We start from the raw sequence: 18,293 nt of genomic DNA on the forward strand, positions 1-18,293 counted from the left end.
TTCTCTATGTTTAATAATTAGGCTGAATATAACCTAATTTTATTTCCTTTGTGACAGCTTCTAAAATAAGAGGGATACAACATAATGGACATAAACGTTGCTTATACATGTAAAGTAAGATGTCATAAAAATGAATAAAGATTGCTAATTTTCGTGTACTTTGATTATGTAGAAATAGGGGAGATGACATGAAAGACAATACGCCTAAAAAAATTTTATTTATTCAATCAGGAATTCCTTTTTATTATCCAATGATCGAAGCAGCAATTTTGAATAGTTTACAAAAGATAAACAGCGATACAAGTATGGTGAGTCCAGAAAAAGCTATAAAAACCGCATTGAAAGTGAAACCAGATTTTATTTTGGTATTAAGCGGTTTAAGTGAAGAATTTAATCATATTATGCCATTCTTAAAAAAGGCAGGGTTTACTACTGGGCTTTGGCTGACAGATGATCCATATTATACAGATGTAACACAACATCTTGTGCCGTATTATGATTACATATGTACGCAAGATTTAAATTGTATCAAATTTTATAGAGGGTTAGGATGTAACAATGTGTTTCATCTTCCGTTAGCAGCAAATCAAGATGTGTTTAAACCTTCTCAGAAAGAAGATACATATAAGTATGATCTTAGTTTTATAGGTACAGCATTTGAAAATAGACTTACCTTTGTTGATTCTATTTCAGAGTATTTAGCAGAAAAAAATACAAAAATTGTGGGATTCGGTTGGGAGAAGTTAAAGAATTATGAGAGGCTAAAGGATAACATACAACTATTACCACTTGCGAAGTATGAGGATGCATTGCAATTTTACGTATCGACTAAAATCAATATAAATTTACATCGCTCACCAAGTGATCAGGAATTGAATTGTAATGCTGCAAATATCCAAGCCTATTCAGTAAATAATAGGACTTTTGAAATCAATGCTGTAGGTTCTTTTCAATTAACTGATATACGCCCAGATGTAGGAAAGCATTACATACCGGGTGTTGAAATAGAAACTTTTAATAGTGCATCGGAGTTTATACAAAAAGCGGAGTATTATTTGGAACATGTACAAGAAAGAAAACGTATAGCAAAAAATGGGCTGGATAGGACCTTGAAACACCACACATATGATAAACGAATCATACAATTATTAAACTATATTAATTTGAGGGGCGTGAAGATGTAGTCTAGTCATTAACTTACATGAAATAGCATCGATTATACTTGAAGATAAGCGTTTAATGCACTGGGATAGACCAAAAGAGATTGCTGAAGATGTTTTAAATTGGTTCATATAAAAAAGGTCCGTTGTTCGAATGTGAGCAACGGACCTTTTTTTGAAAAACTTAATTCAAGAGTGATAGAAGGACAAGCAAGAGCATTACAGTTCTATCACCAATTCATTTTTTGATATAATGGATGCGTGGCAGAAAACAGATAGAAAGATACTGCTAGTAATTTATACTTAAATGTAGGGAGATTGAACAGAGTTATGGGGACAGAAAAAGAAATTAGTTCCGCTAAATTAATATGGAAGATGACGCGCCCGCATACGTTAACGGCGACGTTTTCTCCTGTAATTTTAGGAACAGTGGCATCACTTTATGTTGCCAAAATTGATTGGCTTTTATTTATTGCGATGATGGTTGCATGTTTAGCATTGCAAATAGCGACGAATTTATTTAATGAGTATTATGATTTCAAACGTGGATTAGATACAGCTGATTCTGTTGGGATTGGCGGGGGAATTGTCCGTCATGGATTGAAACCAAAAAATGTGTTAACAGTCGCACTTTTATTGTATGTAGTAGCAGCAATTATTGGAGTTTATATTTGTATGAATAGCAGCTGGTGGTTAGTCGTCATCGGTTTAATTGGAATGGCAGTTGGGTATTTATACACAGGTGGTCCATTACCAATTGCGTACACTCCATTTGGAGAATTAGTTTCTGGATTGTTAATGGGGACATGTTTTGTACTTATTGCTTTCTTTATTCAAACGAATACGATAACGACTGAAAGTGTATTGATTTCCATTCCAATTGGAATTTTAGTCGGTGCAATTAACATGTCAAATAACATCCGAGATATCGAAGAAGATATTAAAGGTGGAAGAAAGACATTAGTAATCCTCCTTGGGAGAGAAAAAGCAATAGTAACACTAGCTGTAGCCTTTTTCATTGCTTATTTATGGATCGCGGTAATTGTATTAATGGGTTATATAAGCCCTTGGGCATTAGTTATGTTCCTAGGTTTGAGAAAGCCAATCTCTGCCATTCAAAGTTTCCAAAAAGGAGCAAAGGATCCTGGGTATATGCGCATCGCCATGAAATCGACAGCGATGACAAATACGATTTTCGGCTTCTTATTATCAGCAGGATTATTAATTAGTTACTTGTTTTAGATAAAAAATCTTGTTAAATAACTTAACCCCAATTTCTCAATTTTAATGTAGAGAGATTGGGGTTTTATTTTTTGATTTCTTTAATGTTGTAAAATGCTCTAACCTCACTGTCCTCTGTACATGAAATAAATTTGGTTTGTAATATAATCTGAACTAAAATGAAGTCCGTTTTTTATCCACCACATAATGATTCCTACCAATGAAGCGGTTTTAATCTCAATGGCAACATAATCTTCGGGTAGCTCTGTCTCACTATTATTTCTGCGCGTTTCTACTAATTTCTTTATTAATAGAAATAATTGTTCCTCAAAATGATTCATATTAAATAAAACAGATAAATAATTTCGGTGAGTATATAAATAATCAAGCAATTGTGTTAGCTGTTGTTTTTCTGATAAATTGCTTACGTGTATTAAAGCGGTAATTTTATTAGAAAGTTCGTTTAAAAATTCATCAGTGAGTTGCATGAGTAAATCCTGAATATCTTGATAGTGTAAGTAAAATGTTGTCCGATTTAACCCAGCTTTGTTTGCGATTTTTTGGACTGTTAAATGTGAAATGGTAGATTCCTCTTGTAGAAGGGAATAGACGGCATTTTTAAACATTTCTCTTGAACGAAGTGTACGAGGATCCTCTTTTTTAGATGTAGACATTTTGAAACTCCTTTATAGATTTTTCTTTGACTTTCTCGACATAGCATATTTTCAATGTCGATTAATGAACATTTTCAACAAAATTGTTCATGGTCAGGAATATGTATCTTTGTTACTATGAATTTTATCGACACCGTGTCGATAATGCAACTATAGAAAAAGGGAGTTTACAAATGGAGAAGGGAATAACAGAAAGAAATAAGAAAATTTTATTACTTGTACTAATTGCTGGCTGTTTTTTATCAACATTAAACCAGACGTTACTAAATGTAGCGATGAGTAACTTAATGGAGGTATTTGATGTTACAGCTGCAACTGTACAATGGTTAGCGACAGGATTTATGCTCGTAAACGGTGTGTTAGTGCCAATTACAGTATTTTTAATGAAGCGTTTTACAACGAGGCAATTATTTACTAGCTCAATGATTTTTTTATTCATCGGAACATTACTATGTGCCGGTGCCATCAATTTTGGCATGTTATTAACAGGAAGAATGATTCAAGCAATTGGGGCAGGAATTATTATGCCGCTCATGATGACAGTTATTTTATATTTATATCCTAGTGAAAAGCGCGGAAGTATTATGGGAACTATCGGCTTTGCTATGATTTTTGCGCCAGCCATCGCTCCAACGTTATCTGGTTTTATCATTGAATATGTATCATGGAGATGGCTATTTATTGGATTAGCTCCATTTGTATTCATCGTCATTATTCTCGCACTGAAATATTTAATGAACGTTTCAGATACGACAAAAGCAAGATTGGATATTGTAAGTGTCATTTTATCAACGATTGGCTTTGGTTGTGTTTTATTTGGATTCAGTAGTGCAGGAAGTAAAGGATGGGATCACCCGATTGTTATTACGACAATTATTACCGGGATACTTGTTACAATGCTATTTTGCCTACGTCAAATAAAGTCTAACGATCCATTATTAAATTTATCCGTATTTAAGTATAAAATTTTTACTCTTACATCAGTGATCAATGTACTTATCACGATGATTATGTATGCTGATTTAATTCTTTTACCGATTTACTTACAAAACGGAAGAGGCTTTACTGCGTTTGAATCAGGTTTACTTCTATTACCTGGTGCTGTCATTAATGCATTCTTATCACCAATTACAGGTAAAATGTATGATAAATACGGAGCAAAACCACTCTTTATTACAGGGTTAGTATTTATCATTATTTCGATGTGGGGTGTAATTGATTTAACTGAATCCACAACGTATATGTATGTAATGGTGCGTACTATTATTTTACGAATTGGGTTAAGTTTCATTTCAATGCCTTTAAATACAGCAGGACTAAATGCTTTACCTAGAGAATTAGGTTCACATGGTTCAGCCGTAAATAATACGGTTCGTCAATTAGCCGGTGCTATTGGAACAGCTGTTGTTATTACTATATATACAACTCAAGCAACTTCACACGCTTCAGAGTTATTTTTAGAAAATGGAAACATTACAGCTTTTCAACTAGCGAAATTATCTTCTATTTTCGGCTCAAGTGATGCGTATCTATTCATGTTATTTTTATCTTTCGTAGCATTAATCTTTGCATGTTTCATGCCTAAAAAAGTGGCAACTCAAAAACTTGAAAGTAAGGCAAGTAATTAGAATCGTTTATAGAGTTGTTTAGAAAGTATATGGTGGAAGAAAAGCAAGCGATCTCATAATTAAGGTCATTTGCTTTTCTTTTTGTTTATGAACTTAACTGTATTTTGTAAAGATATTAAAGGAGACATGAAAAAATCCACCTACAACAATTAAAAGATTGATTGACCGAAACAATATAAAAAGGACTCTTAAATTTATCCCGCTTTAATGGGCAGTAAGACCCCTACCTCAAAATTCAGCGAAAGCAAAGAAGTTAGGTTGGGGTCGGGCTGCCCATAAAAGTCCGATTGGTGAGGGCTGATTAAAGTTTCACTTTATAAGAGTTCTTTTTTGTAATTGCTATAATTTCTACATAGGAATTGAAAATAAAATCAATCCAGATTATTATATTGTTATTGTAAATTTATTTTATTTAAGGAGGATGCATAAATGAAAAACTCAAAAGGTTCTATTGAATCAGAGATAAGTAAAGCAATTACTCACTGGGAAAAGGACTACCTAGGACGCGGGTCTATATCCGTTAAGACAGATATATTACGAGATATGATTATCGTAAATTTACAAGGTATTTTAACACCGGCTGAGTATACTGTTTGCGAAACGAAAGACGGTATGCTAACGATAAAGAAAAATCGTTCGGAGCTAGTTGAATCTGGAATTGACGATTTGAAAGAGATTATACTAGAATTAACTGGAGAAGAAGTAAAAAGTTTTCATACGGATATAAGTTCTCGTACTGGTGAACGAGTAATGATTTTTAAATTGTTCCATAATCTTGAGGAGAAATTTTAAAAATTAAAATCACTGTAGGAGTAGTGGAAGATACACTAAAAATGCAGTGAGGTAATTAAGAAATCTACAAGTTGTGTACTTTATTTTATCTTATTAACAAGGTAATGATTAGAAAACAAGAAAACTTGAAATTATTTATGTATAATGAATTTTGATTCGTAAAACGGATAAATAAATTGACAAACTGCTTAATATGGTTTATCTTATAATTGTTTTAAAAATTAATAGATGCTTATTTTAACTGTTTGCTATAATTAAGGCTTTAGCATTTTTTTAATATGTAATATTGACTAAATGAAAAAGTTTCTTAATGAAAAGATAGCGCATAACATAAATTGATATATTGACTGCATAATCTAGGAGATCAGAAATATACATTTCTTTTTAACAGGAGTAATACATACATTCTTTTATAAAATGGGAGCTCTTCAAAAAACTTTATTGAAGTTAGTTGAAGGGAAACCGACAATCTCCATAATTCAATGATGATATAAAATCATTGAATTATGGAAGTTGTCGGTTTTTTTTATGGAAAAAAACGATGTACTAAAAAGAGTGAATGAAATTTGAAATTAAAAAACTATCTTAAAAGAAATTTTTATAGGTTATTTTCGTTTGGAAGGGAGTATTGTACATGTTAATTTCGCTGGGTTCATCAACACTGTTAACATTATTTTTTATGGCGCTTAGTGCTTCTTGGCTAAGTGGATTATTGTTTTTAAATACAAGGATACCTTTACGTTTTGTTCATATCCATATTGGTATCGCTGCTTTGCCTTCATTGGTTTCTTTACTTGCACTTGTTAATCACAATGGAGATAGAGTTGTGGGGCCTTGGCATCTAGATACTTTAGCTTGGTTCATGGCTTTCTTTGTTCTTACAATTGGTTTAATCATTCAACGTTTTTCTATACGTTACTTACTGGGGGATCGCTCATATCGAAAATACTTTGCACTTTTTACATGTACTACAGGTGTATCTTCAGTCGCATGGTTAAGTAATGATCTTCGTTTCATGATTATTTGTTGGGGAGCAACTCTTATTGGATTGGTTTTACTCATAGGTCTAAATAAAGGATGGAAAGTAGTTAGCGAAGCAACAAAAATTTCTAGTTATTTATTTACAATAAGCTGGATCGCCTTGCTAGCAGCTATCATTTGGCTTTTTCAAATCACTGGACAGTGGCAGTTAACATCAGTTGTAACGAATGAAAATGTAGCTCAATTTGGAACGTTGGAGAAAACAGGAATTAACTTATTGATTATAGTAGCTGTGATGATTCCAGCAGCACAATGGCCTTTTCAAAGATGGTTAATTGAGTCAGCTGTTGCTCCAACTCCTGTTTCTGCTATTATGCATGCTGGTTTAGTAAATGCTGGCGGTATCATGTTAACTAGGTTTTCACCTCTTTTTCATGATGATATTGCACAAATCATTTTACTAATTTTCTCAAGTATTTCTGTCTTAATCGGAACAGGAATTAATCTAGTTCAAGTTGATTATAAACGTCAGCTAGTAGGATCAACTATTGCACAAATGGGGTTTATGCTTATTCAATGCGCATTAGGAGCCTATTTGGCGGCTATTATTCATTTAATTTTACATGGTTTGTTTAAAGCTACACTGTTTTTACAAGCTGGTTCTTCCGTACAACGTTTTGGGGTAGTGAAGCAATCTAATGAAAAGGTGTCTAATTTATGGACTATGGTTGGGCGCGTTTTCGGATTATTTATAGCGATTGCTTTTTGGTTTATGACTTCTGGAGAAGGATATCAATTCGTTAGTGCGTTCATTTTAGGATGGTCATTATACTTTTCATGGAAACAGCTTGTTGTTTTTGGAGAGGGAAGAATGGGACGAATTGTTGGCGTATTTATTTTAGCTGGATTTTCTCTCATTTACTTTGCCGTTCATAATTCTCTTTATAAATGGTTGCATACTGACATGTATCAAAATGTTCAACCTTCAGCTTCAGCCGTTATCTTTGTTATATGTATCTTACTATTTAGTAGTGTTATTTGTACTTTCGTTACTCGTAATCAATCTTCTACTTTATCCGCTGTACTTTATCTTTGGTCAGTTCGGGTAGGTGAGGCGAGACGAAAGTCAGTAGAGAGTCATCCAAACTATCTGAAACATGATGTATCAAAGGGAGGTAATTCGTGATGAGCATACCGTCAATATTAAGGAAAGAGACTTTAAAAAAGAAAGATAAAAATATTGATCTACAAGAAAATAATATAAATGATTTAGTTGAATCTGCTAGCCGAGTGATTGCACCACTTTGGCCGATCGCTACATTTGCAGCTCATCACCCTTGGATGGGACTTGAAAAACAATCATTTGAACAAGTTGCAGATTGGTTAAAAGAAATTCGTAATGTGGATATATATCCGAGTGCTTCTATGATTCATTCGGCAAAGGCAAAAGGGGAGATTGAGGAATCATTTTTACAAAGTGGCTTGTCTCGTTGGCTTGATTCACAATCTTTTCATATCCCGCGAGCGAAGGCGGAGCGTTTTTGCCAAGAAGCTTTAAAGTTAGAAAGATTACCTTCTAGTTTGTTATCATCGCCAGAATTAAATAAATTAGCAGAAGAAATAAGTTATATAAATACAGGGAGTATGAAAGACTCTTCTTTGCAATTAATCAGTTCACTTATAGAGAATCAAAAGGGTGAAAACCTATCTGATATTCTTAATTATCACATCATTAAATGGTGTAAATTATATTTGGATGACTCCGGGTCAAGTTGGACGATGCCAAATCGAGAGAAAGGTTTGTATCGTGCGTGGCATCACCTTATTACATTTGATCCAGCGCTTAGTAAAAATGAACGTAGTGTTTTAAAAGATTGGCCACAGGATGCTCAGGTAGCTTTAACAAGAGCTTTATTTGAACTAGGAATTCCTGAATCTAACAAGCAAGCTTACCTTGAAGGGCACTTGCTTGCTTTGCCTGGGTGGGCAGGAATGATATTATGGCGTTCCCGACAGTCAACTCAGGAGCAGAAACTCGTTATAGAATATTTAGCCGTTCGAATTTCTATGGAGCTAGCCATTGCAAAACCGTATTTACCTATAAAAAATCAAAAGGCTGATGAAAAAGTTGCGATTGTCCCACTTATAGCTTCTTGGATCCATTGGGGGAATATTTCAACCCTGGAATGGTCACAAATGTCTGCAGCTGAACAAAGCGAATTATTAGCATTTGCCTATCGTTTTGATGAAAATATTCGCAGGAAACTTTGGCTAGAAGCTTGGGAACAGACGCATGCAGAGCAATTAAGGGAGAAGATTGCTTCTAAGCAACGTGCAACTCATGATAAAAAGCGTGTAGTAGCTCAATTAGCATTTTGTATTGATGTACGTTCAGAACCGTTTCGTCGCCACCTTGAAAAATTAGGTCCGTTCGAAACGTTTGGAATAGCTGGTTTCTTTGGGTTACCAATTGCGACTACTGAACTAGGTAGTAATGACAGCCATCCTTCTTTGCCAGTTATATTAAAACCGAAACATCAAATAAAAGAGCTCACAGATGAAAATGAATGTAAATCTTATGAACAACGTAAGATGGTAGGCAGTTCGGTACGTTATACATTTAAAACGATGAAACAGAACGTACTGACAAGTATGTTGCTACCTGAAGTAAGTGGTCCTTTACTTGGTTTACAAATGGTGACAAGGAGTTTTGTGCCAAGAAGAGTAGGTGGCTTCATTCGTAACCTTCGTAAAAATATGTTGCAAAAGCCTGATACAACTTTCTCGCTTAATCATGTTCATGATACAAACTGTGAGATACCGATCGGTTTTACGAAAGAAGAAAAAGTGAACTATGTGCGTCAAGCTTTAAAAATGGTGGGATTAACAGAAGGTTTCGCTCCTTTAGTTGTAATGTGCGGCCACAGTAGTCAAAGTACGAACAATCCTTATGCTGCAGCGCTTGAGTGTGGTGCGTGTGGCGGAGCAGCGGGAGGATTTAATGCAAGAGTTTTCGCTACTTTATGTAATCTTCCAGAAGTGAGAGAGGCGTTGTCTGCTGAAGGTATTAAAATTCCTGAGGATACCATTTTTGCAGCAGCTGAACATAAAACAACAGTGGATGAATTGGAATGGATTTACGTCCCAGAACTTTCGGAAACTGCGCAAGAAGCATTTGATCGTATTGAGTCGGTTATGCCAAATGTGAGCCAACATGCAAATAGAGAGCGTTTAACGCAATTACCTAATTTTAAAACGAAAATAAAAAATCCGAGTAAAGAGGCACATCGATTTGCAGAAGATTGGAGTGAAATACGTCCGGAATGGGGATTAGCCCGTAATGCATCTTTTATTATCGGGCAACGTCAATTAACTCAGGATTGCGACTTAGAAGGTAGGGCTTTCCTTCATAATTATGATTGGAAACAGGATGAAAATGGCGATATATTAGCTAGCATCATAGCTGGACCAGGAACAGTAGCGCAGTGGATCAATCTACAATATTACGCTTCAACTGTAGCTCCTCATTATTATGGTAGTGGAAACAAAACAACACAAACCGTTACGGCAGGTCTCGGTGTTATGCAGGGAAATGCAAGTGATTTGTTATCAGGCTTACCTTGGCAATCCGTTATGCAGTCAGATAGTGAGACGTATCACTCACCACTTCGTTTACTCATTGTAATTCAAGCGCCTATTGAATATATAGAACGCTTGCTAAATAAGGATTTCACATTTCGAGAAAAAGTTCAAAATGGATGGGTCAGACTTGCAAGTATTGATCCAGAGGGACGCTGGAAAAACTGGTAAAAATCATGTAATGAATCATTGTTACTAGCTTAAAAGTTTCATAAATACAATCATGAAGAAGGAGTGCTATATATGAATGCAAAGCATAAAAAGGTTTTATTGTTAACAGACATTGAACAAGGAATAGAGCCTATTATCCAACAAGTAACTAACATTCAACGAGAAAATATGTTGACTATACACAGCTGTGATTCTGTAATTGTACATCCTTTTGGAGATATAATGAGGTCTATTATTATTGCTATTTATCAAGAAAATGTGGAAGAAATTTTTGTTGTCGGAATAGAGGATAAAGAAACTAATGTAGTTAATCTGCAAATTCAACGTGATTCTATAAAAAATAACAAGGAACTAGACTATCTCTTTGAAAATTGTATGCCTGAATTTTCAAGTGGTAGCCTTGAGGAATGGCTAAGTGGAAAAGGAAATGTTAGTGAAAATATTGAGAAGAGTATAGATATGATTCGTCATCATCCGTTAGTGCCTTCTAATGTTAAAGTTCAGGGTTTCAAGATTGATAGAACAGGTGGAAAAGAAACGGTTGTTGAAGTTTCTGCTAATCAAGTAGTAAAACAAATGCATTCTTATGTGTAAATTATCGATAGATAAGCAACTTTTATTTGGACTTATGTCTTTTACAAAGAGCAAAAGAAATCTTCTATAAATGGGGATCTTTTGCTCTTTTTGTTTGAATTTTTAATGTGTTTTATAGGAGATATCTAATATGTACATAATAAAAATATATAACCTTTTGCATGAAATGTTAAGGACGGATTAGCAGGCGGGAAATAAAAATTTATGTTGTGATTTATCACGCTTTAATGGGCAGTAAGACCCCCACCTCAAAATTCAGCGAAAGCAAAGAAGTTAGGCGGGGGATCAACTGCCCATAAAAGTCCGATTGGTTCAACTAATAATCAGTGGGGGATGAAGAAAACCCCCACTGATTAAAGTTTCACTTTATTTTAAGATTATTATTAAAAATAATGGAGATTCTTTAATTATGACAATAAAACAGTTAAAACCTAAAATAATATGGAAAAAAAGAATGTTGTTAACTATTTGTATTGTTTTCGGATTGATTATTGCGGGAGTTGTTTTTTGGAATGTTTCACCTATTCCAAAAGCGTTTCTCATAAAAAAAGCATTTGAAGGTGGAATGTTTGTTCAATCTAACAATTATAAAAATGCTCTAAAAGAGACACGAATTGTTAAAGATATCAATTATAATTCTAAATTTCCTGATGGTACATTAGATATTATTTATCCCAAAAACCTTACGGGAAAAAAATCTGTTATTTTTTGGGTGCACGGGGGTGGGTTTGTAGGTGGAGATAAATCAGACATTACTGGTTATGCAGTAGAATTAGCTGCTCGTGGTTATACAGTAATAAATATAAATTATGCTCTTGCTCCTAAAAGAAAGTATCCTACACCAGTACTACAACTTGGTGAGGCTTACGAATATATAAAAGAAAATGCAAAGAAATATAATGTGAAACTAGATGACCTGTATTTTGCCGGAGATTCTGCTGGAGCGCAAATATCTGGACAATTCGTTACTATTCAAACATCTCCAGATTATGCGAAATTAACTGGAATCGACGCTATTGTTGCTCCTTCTACAATTAAAGGTATACTGCTATTTTGCGGTCCGTATAATATGCCTGCATTAGCTAAAATGGAAACATCCAAAGAAGTGCAAGACTTTATGCGTACTACTGGCTGGGCTTACTTTGGGAAAAAGAAGTTTGAAACATTACCTGAAATGGAAATCGCCTCTATTTATCAACACGTTACAAAAGATTATCCACCAACGTTCATTACAGATGGAAATACTGCATCATTTGAAGAGCAAGCTAAAGCATTAGCTTCTACTTTACAAAATAAAGGAGTACCTGTAGATACACTTTTCTTCGATAAAAATATCTCTGGCGAGTTAGCGCATGAATTTCAATTTAAAATGAACACTCCAGCAGGTCAAGAAGCTTTTAACCAAGTTCTTAAATTTCTAAATGAAAATAAATAATATATATACTATTAACTTTTTATAAGCTTAGTTTAATACCAAATATGAGTGGACAAACATATTGTACTAATAATTTAATGATAGCAAGAATAATTTTGATAAGAAGTATATAGTAAGAATGATTTGGAGATACAGATGGGGATATAACTATTTTATTTAGGACGGTGCACTTTAAATGGATTTACAGACAGGGAAATTATATTGGAACACAACTTTTTCTAATACACCTTCTTATCCTCGGTTGGAAGAAGATATAAAATGTGACGTACTAATAATAGGAGCAGGGAGCTCCGGTGCTCAATCCGCATACTATTTAAGTGAATCAGATTTAAAGATTGTTGTCGTTGATAAAAGAAAGGTAGGACATGGAAGTAACCTTACAAATACAGCACTTATTCAATATTTAGGTGACAAGATGTTTTTTGAACTTGTAAATACATTTGGAGAAGAGTATGCAGTTAAGCATATGAAATTATGTGAACAAGCTATTAATGATATTGAATATGCTGATCAAAATACACCTTATTGCTCTGACTTTAAACGACGTGACAGTTTATATTATGCAAGTTATGAAGAGGATATAAAGAAATTAGAGAAAGAACTGTATTATTTACATAAGCATGATTTTAAAGCGACTTGGCTATCAAAAGAACAAATTGGACAGAGATATCCATTTACAAAACGTGCAGCTATTTATACGTATAACGATGGTGAAATAAACCCGTATAAATTTACACATAGTTTATTAAAACAAGCTTCTAATAGAGGAGTCCACATTTATGAAGATACGGAGATTGTTGGCAAAAAGTTAGCGGAAGAATGTGCTGTTTTTTATACAAAAGGGGGCAATTCTATTACTGCCGATAAAGTAATTGTGGCTGCAGGATATGAAGGTTTGGAATTTAAAAAGGAAAAGAACGCTACACTAATTAGCTCATATGCAATTGTTACTAATCCTGTAGAAGATTTATCTTCTTGGTATAAACGTACTCTCATTTGGGAAACTGCGAGACCATATATTTATATGAGAACTACTGCAGATAACAGGATTATTATAGGTGGGTTAGATGAAGATACAAACATTGCACAAGAAAGAGATTCAAAATTAATCCATAAAAAAGAGAAATTAGTGAATGAATTTAATAAGCTCTTTCCAAATATTACGGTTGAACCTGAATTTTATTTAAGCGCTTTTTATGGTGGTACTCATGATGGTTTACCTATAATTGGAATGTATGAAGAGTTTCCAAATTGTCACTTTATCTATGCGTATGGAGATAATGGATTAGTATATAGTATGGCACTTTCTAAAATTGTTCGAGATGTAATTATTAGCGGTTCAAGTCCAGATTTGAATTTATATTTACAAACTAGACCAAAACTAAATGAATAAGCTACGTGTATGCAAAATCAAAGTAGTATAAAGAAGTGATCGTTTTAACGGTTTTAATTATTTTATATAGGAAGCAATTCTACATTTGTAATCTCTCCAATATATTTTGGGGGGATTTATTTTTTTATTGAAAAATAGTCTAATTAAACTATAATGAGTATATAGTTTAATTAGACTATTTATTCTGTTGGGTGTGAAAAAAGGAGGAAAGAGGCATGGTTGCAAAAGAGACCAACTTACGCTTAGTAATAGCTGGTTTAATGCTAGGCATTTTAATGGCTGCAATGGATAATACAATTGTTGCTACTTCAATTGGTACAATTGTCTCAGATTTGGGTGGATTGGATAAATTCGTCTGGGTTACTTCTGCTTATATGGTTGCAGTTATGGCTGGTATGCCTATTTTTGGGAAATTATCTGATATGTATGGTAGAAAGAGGTTCTATATTTTTGGTTTATTAATCTTCTTAATTGGTTCTGCATTATGTGGTACTGCGCAAAGCATTGTTCAGCTAAGTATTTATCGTGCAATTCAAGGTATAGGTGGGGGCGCACTTATGCCAATCGCCTTTACCATTGTATTTGATATTTTTCCTATTGAAAAAAGAGGAAAAATGACTGGATTATTAGGGGCCGTATTTGGTTCTTCAAGTGTATTAGGACCTTTATTAGGCGCGTATATAACAGAAAATATTAGTTGGCATTGGATTTTTTACGTCAATATTCCAATTGGTTTAATGTCATTAATTTTTATTTTAAAAGCTTATAAAGAAAATAATCCACCTACTAAGCAAAATATTGATTGGTGGGGGGCGATAACGCTCGTAATAGCAGTAATTAGCTTAATGTTCGCTTTAGAATTAGGAGGAAAAGAGTTTAAGTGGGATTCGATACAAATCATTGGGTTATTTACATCGTTTATTGTATTTTTTATTGGCTTCCTATTGGTAGAAAGAAAAGTGAAAGATCCGATCATATCATTTTGGATGTTTAAGCGTAAGGAGTTTGCAATATCTCAAATTATTACATTTTTCTATGGAGCAACATTTGTTATTTTAACAGTATTCATTCCTATTTTTGTTCAGGCTGTATATGGTGGAACAGCAACTAATGCTGGATTAATTTTAACACCAATGATGTTAGGTTCTGTCGTAGGTAGTGCCATTGGCGGAATATTTCAAACGAAAATTAGTTACCGCAACTTAATGTTATTATCTGTAATATCCTTTGGGATAGGTATGTATTTATTAGGAACGATGGATCCGCAAACAAGCCGTGCACTTTTAACGATATACATGATTATAACGGGATTTGGGGTTGGATTTTCGTTTTCTTTACTTCCTACAGTTTCTATTCATAATATGGAACCGAGATTCCGTGGTTCAGCTACTTCAACAAATTCATTTTTTCGTTCACTAGGTATGACAATTGGGGTAACGATTTTTGGCTCCATTCAAAATAGTACCTTTACAGCTAATTTAAAGGATGCTTTTAAGGGAATAGAACACAGTTCCAGCATGTTAAATAATTTAGGTGATCCAAGTGCAATATTTCGCTCAGATATAAGGGCCAGTATCCCTACTTTTATTCTTGAAAAAATTATAGCTGCTATGTCATCTTCGATTACTACTGTATTTCTACTAGCTTTACTTCCCATTATCGTTTCGTTTATGGCGATATTATTTATGGGGAACGTTAAAGCCGGTACAAAGGATAATAAAGTGAATTTGAAGTCATAAATTTTATAAAACAAAAAGATTCTTTGCTTATTTTTAGCTTATACTATTGGTATAGGTTATTAAGGAGTGGAGAGTTATGAATACAAAGCTTTTTATGCTGGGCCTTCTTATGGAGAAAAATAGGCATCCGTATGAAGTCCAGCAACTTTTAAAAAATAGTGAAATGAAATATTATATAAAAATTACAAAAGGCTCTTTATATTATACATTTGAGCAACTTGAAAAGAAGGGCTTTATAGAAGTTGTTGATATTATTCGTAATGAACAACGCCCTGAACGGACTATTTACGGTATTACTCAAAGTGGTAAACAAGAATTTGAGCATTTATTATTAGAGCAAATGATAAAGAAAGAGGATATGCATCGTCCTATATATGAAGCGTTACTTTTTGCACAATACGGGGAGGAACAATTAATTCTAGAACAGCTAAAAATTAAAATTTCTCAACTGACGTTATATCTTACTACTCTTCAAAAAGTATATGAAGAGAAGTGTGGAAAAGAGAGTTTAGCTAAGCTATATATATTATCTAGTGTCATTTTACATTTAAGAACAGAGTTAAAGATTTTACAGAGTTTATATAATAACGTAAAAAATGAAAAGATAGATAATATAGGAAATGATGTACTTAGAGAGATAGAAAATCAATGTTTATAATGAAGAAGATTATAAAATAAAAAGAACGATTGTTATAATCATTTAAAAATAACAGAAGTACTTGTTCGAATAAAGAATGAATTGTACTTTAAGAATGGGAAAGGATAGCCATGCAAAATAAAATCATCGTTATGTTTCAAAAAGATTTTCGTTTAGATGATAACCCAGCTTTATTTGAAGCTGCTCAGTCTGGTGAGGTTCTTCCGCTATATGTATATGATGAAACTTTTTCAATAGGAAGTGCGTCAAAGTGGTGGTTACATCATGCTATAATAGATGTTCAAAAGCAACTTGAGGCATTGGGCTCTACTTTAATAATTCGTAAAGGAAATACACAGGAAGAAATACTTTCTCTCATAAAACAGTTAGGTATAACGGCTGTATATTGGAATATTTGTTATGATCCGGAAAGATTACAATTTAATCAAAAAATGAAAATGATGTTAGAAGATAAAGGTATTACCTGTAAGGAATTTAATTCGCATTTATTATTAGAACCGTGGGTTATTAAAAAGAAAGATAACACTGAATATAAGGTGTTTACGCCTTTTTACAATGCATTTCAAAAGCAGATAGTACCTAAGCCTATTAGTAAAGTGCAGCGTATAAAAGGAGGAAACTCTTTACCAGCAAGTTTATCTGTTTCAGAATTACATTTGTTGCCGACTATACGGTGGACAACTCATATGGAATCAATATGGGATCCTACAGAAGAAGTGGCATACAAAACATGTAAGAAATTTTTCTCTAGCAAATTAGCCTCTTATAGTGAAGGAAGAGATTTTCCAAATGAAAATGCTCATTCGATGTTGGCACCTTATCTTTCATTTGGCCAAATATCAGTGAAGTGGATGTATCATTACTTAATCGATAAAAGTACCGAAAGACAATGTAGTCTTTTTGAAAAACAAGTGAATAGTTTTATCCGTCAATTGATTTGGCGAGAGTTTTCTTATTATTTGCTATATCATTACCCATTTACAGTATATAAACCGCTTAATAAAAACTTTGAACATTTTCCATGGAATAAGGAAGAGGAGTTATTAACAGTATGGCAGAAGGGGGAAACTGGTTATCCGTTTATTGATGCGGGAATGAGGGAACTATGGCAAACAGGTTTTATGCATAATCGGGCAAGAATGGCTGTAGCCTCTTTTCTTGTAAAGCATTTGTTAATTCCGTGGCAAGAAGGTGCAAAATGGTTTATGGATACACTACTAGATGCTGATATTGCAAATAATACAATGGGATGGCAATGGATTGCTGGAAGTGGAGCAGATGCATCACCGTACTTTCGTATTTTTAATCCTATCACACAAGGAGAAAAGTTTGATAAAAATGGAGAGTATATAAGAAAATGGGTACCAGAATTAAGAGATATACCGAATAAGTATATACATAAACCTTGGGAAGCACCTGAGCATATTTTACAAAAGACCAATATTAAGCTTGGTCATACATATCCTTTGCCAGTTGTTGACCATAAGGCAGCACGAGAGAGAGCGCTTTGTGCATATAAAAGTATGAAAGAGTTCGCATAAAATAGATTAAACAATATGTATTTGAAATTTAAATATTAGAATGTTACCCATTAAAGGGACTGAATAATCATATAGAGTTTCTAAAACCTTCTATTGAAAAAGGAGAATGTTTATGAAAAAATCTAGTATTCTAGTATTTTTACTAACATATGGTTTGTTTTATGTTTCTAGTATTTTATTTCCTATTGATCGTATGTGGTACGATGCACTAGAAAAGCCGTCTTGGACACCTTCTGGTATGATAATCGGAATAGTTTGGGCTGTACTATATGGACTTATTGCATTGTCGGTTACAATGATTTACAACAAATATGGAGGTAAGCCAAAAACATTTTGGTTCGTATTCCTTTTAAATTATATTTGCAATCAAGCGTTCAGCTACTTTCAATTTAGTCAAAAAAATTTATTTTTAGCAACAGTAGATTGTTTACTAGTCGCTATTACTACGTTACTTCTCATAGCGGTTTCTTCCAAATTATCTAAAGTATCGGCATGGTTGCTAATTCCATATTTTTTATGGGCTACATTTGCTACATATTTATCTTGGAGCATTTATAGTATAAATTAAAGACGTAAATGAAAACTTGAGCATAATAAAAATGCTCGAGTTTTTATGTGTGCTAATGAAAATCTGAAATATAGAATATATACATCTTAGGGAGGTCAT

At 33.6% G+C, this 18,293-nt stretch carries 14 protein-coding genes; 13 read left to right on the forward strand and 1 reads right to left on the reverse strand.

The window, feature by feature from the left end:
• Positions 1–188 precede the first annotated feature (188 nt).
• Complete coding sequence (locus ACTFSI_RS14090) at positions 189–1,184, forward strand: CgeB family protein (RefSeq protein WP_138321653.1); 996 nt, start codon at positions 189–191, stop codon at positions 1,182–1,184.
• Between the two features lie 306 nt (positions 1,185–1,490).
• The gene (gene menA / locus ACTFSI_RS14095; protein ID WP_078417471.1) at positions 1,491–2,402 is read left to right on the forward strand and encodes a 1,4-dihydroxy-2-naphthoate polyprenyltransferase; all 912 of its coding nucleotides are present in this window, start codon (positions 1,491–1,493) and stop codon (positions 2,400–2,402) included.
• Between the two features lie 104 nt (positions 2,403–2,506).
• Here the strand turns inward: menA and ACTFSI_RS14100 are convergent, their stop codons facing one another.
• Positions 2,507–3,055, reverse strand: coding sequence for a TetR/AcrR family transcriptional regulator (locus ACTFSI_RS14100; protein ID WP_138321654.1), 549 nt, complete (start codon positions 3,053–3,055; stop codon positions 2,507–2,509).
• 173 nt (positions 3,056–3,228) lie between these two features.
• On the opposite strand from ACTFSI_RS14100, the gene ACTFSI_RS14105 reads away from it, so the two are divergent.
• The 11 genes from ACTFSI_RS14105 to ACTFSI_RS14155 all read left to right on the forward strand — a co-directional run bounded on the left by ACTFSI_RS14105 (position 3,229) and on the right by ACTFSI_RS14155 (position 18,194).
• Positions 3,229–4,683: a DHA2 family efflux MFS transporter permease subunit gene (locus ACTFSI_RS14105; protein ID WP_440045438.1), complete on the forward strand. Its 1,455-nt coding sequence runs from the start codon at positions 3,229–3,231 to the stop codon at positions 4,681–4,683.
• 429 nt (positions 4,684–5,112) lie between these two features.
• Positions 5,113–5,475, forward strand: a complete 363-nt coding sequence (locus tag ACTFSI_RS14110; RefSeq protein WP_000798157.1) for a DUF2294 domain-containing protein — start codon at positions 5,113–5,115, stop codon at positions 5,473–5,475.
• Positions 5,476–6,109: 634 nt separating this feature from the next.
• Entirely contained in the window at positions 6,110–7,642 is a 1,533-nt protein-coding gene (locus ACTFSI_RS14115; protein WP_138321658.1) for an NADH dehydrogenase subunit 5, read from the forward strand.
• Positions 7,642–10,266 carry a DUF2309 domain-containing protein gene (locus ACTFSI_RS14120; RefSeq protein WP_138321660.1) on the forward strand — a complete coding sequence of 875 codons (2,625 nt, stop codon included), beginning with the start codon at positions 7,642–7,644 and terminating at the stop codon, positions 10,264–10,266. The genes ACTFSI_RS14115 and ACTFSI_RS14120 overlap by 1 nt, the downstream gene beginning before the upstream one ends.
• 72 nt (positions 10,267–10,338) lie before the next feature.
• The gene (locus tag ACTFSI_RS14125) at positions 10,339–10,860 is read left to right on the forward strand and encodes a carbonic anhydrase (RefSeq protein WP_138321662.1); all 522 of its coding nucleotides are present in this window, start codon (positions 10,339–10,341) and stop codon (positions 10,858–10,860) included.
• Positions 10,861–11,269: 409 nt separating this feature from the next.
• Positions 11,270–12,295: an alpha/beta hydrolase gene (locus ACTFSI_RS14130; protein ID WP_000153200.1), complete on the forward strand. Its 1,026-nt coding sequence runs from the start codon at positions 11,270–11,272 to the stop codon at positions 12,293–12,295.
• A 175-nt stretch (positions 12,296–12,470) separates the two neighbouring features.
• Positions 12,471–13,688, forward strand: coding sequence for an NAD(P)/FAD-dependent oxidoreductase (locus ACTFSI_RS14135; RefSeq protein ID WP_070806454.1), 1,218 nt, complete (start codon positions 12,471–12,473; stop codon positions 13,686–13,688).
• A 215-nt stretch (positions 13,689–13,903) separates the two neighbouring features.
• The gene (locus ACTFSI_RS14140) at positions 13,904–15,427 is read left to right on the forward strand and encodes an MDR family MFS transporter (protein ID WP_138321664.1); all 1,524 of its coding nucleotides are present in this window, start codon (positions 13,904–13,906) and stop codon (positions 15,425–15,427) included.
• A 76-nt stretch (positions 15,428–15,503) separates the two neighbouring features.
• Positions 15,504–16,085: a PadR family transcriptional regulator gene (locus ACTFSI_RS14145; protein ID WP_001093178.1), complete on the forward strand. Its 582-nt coding sequence runs from the start codon at positions 15,504–15,506 to the stop codon at positions 16,083–16,085.
• 110 nt (positions 16,086–16,195) lie between these two features.
• On the forward strand, positions 16,196–17,626 hold the full coding sequence (locus ACTFSI_RS14150; protein WP_138321666.1) for a cryptochrome/photolyase family protein: 1,431 nt from the start codon (positions 16,196–16,198) through the stop codon (positions 17,624–17,626).
• A 112-nt stretch (positions 17,627–17,738) separates the two neighbouring features.
• Positions 17,739–18,194 (forward strand): TspO/MBR family protein, encoded by a 456-nt coding sequence (locus tag ACTFSI_RS14155; RefSeq protein ID WP_138321668.1) that lies wholly within the window; start codon positions 17,739–17,741, stop codon positions 18,192–18,194.
• The last annotated feature ends 99 nt before the right edge of the window (positions 18,195–18,293 follow it).

Source organism: Bacillus cereus group sp. MYBK101-2, from assembly GCF_051918845.1.
In the GTDB taxonomy this organism is placed as follows: Bacteria; Bacillota; Bacilli; order Bacillales; family Bacillaceae_G; genus Bacillus_A; species Bacillus_A paranthracis.

Bases quoted from the DNA above. Each gene is read 5' to 3' on its own strand.
- ACTFSI_RS14155 (WP_138321668.1), top strand. From the start codon at position 17,739: ATGAAAAAATCTAGTATTCTAGTATTTTTACTAACATATGGTTTGTTT.
- menA (WP_078417471.1), top strand. From the start codon at position 1,491: ATGGGGACAGAAAAAGAAATTAGTTCCGCTAAATTAATATGGAAGATG.
- ACTFSI_RS14120 (WP_138321660.1), top strand. From the start codon at position 7,642: ATGAGCATACCGTCAATATTAAGGAAAGAGACTTTAAAAAAGAAAGAT.
- ACTFSI_RS14140 (WP_138321664.1), top strand. From the start codon at position 13,904: ATGGTTGCAAAAGAGACCAACTTACGCTTAGTAATAGCTGGTTTAATG.
- ACTFSI_RS14130 (WP_000153200.1), top strand. From the start codon at position 11,270: ATGACAATAAAACAGTTAAAACCTAAAATAATATGGAAAAAAAGAATG.
- ACTFSI_RS14115 (WP_138321658.1), top strand. From the start codon at position 6,110: ATGTTAATTTCGCTGGGTTCATCAACACTGTTAACATTATTTTTTATG.
- ACTFSI_RS14150 (WP_138321666.1), top strand. From the start codon at position 16,196: ATGCAAAATAAAATCATCGTTATGTTTCAAAAAGATTTTCGTTTAGAT.
- ACTFSI_RS14145 (WP_001093178.1), top strand. From the start codon at position 15,504: ATGAATACAAAGCTTTTTATGCTGGGCCTTCTTATGGAGAAAAATAGG.
- ACTFSI_RS14135 (WP_070806454.1), top strand. From the start codon at position 12,471: ATGGATTTACAGACAGGGAAATTATATTGGAACACAACTTTTTCTAAT.
- ACTFSI_RS14110 (WP_000798157.1), top strand. From the start codon at position 5,113: ATGAAAAACTCAAAAGGTTCTATTGAATCAGAGATAAGTAAAGCAATT.
- ACTFSI_RS14125 (WP_138321662.1), top strand. From the start codon at position 10,339: ATGAATGCAAAGCATAAAAAGGTTTTATTGTTAACAGACATTGAACAA.
- ACTFSI_RS14105 (WP_440045438.1), top strand. From the start codon at position 3,229: ATGGAGAAGGGAATAACAGAAAGAAATAAGAAAATTTTATTACTTGTA.
- ACTFSI_RS14100 (WP_138321654.1), bottom strand. From the start codon at position 3,055: ATGTCTACATCTAAAAAAGAGGATCCTCGTACACTTCGTTCAAGAGAA.
- ACTFSI_RS14090 (WP_138321653.1), top strand. From the start codon at position 189: ATGAAAGACAATACGCCTAAAAAAATTTTATTTATTCAATCAGGAATT.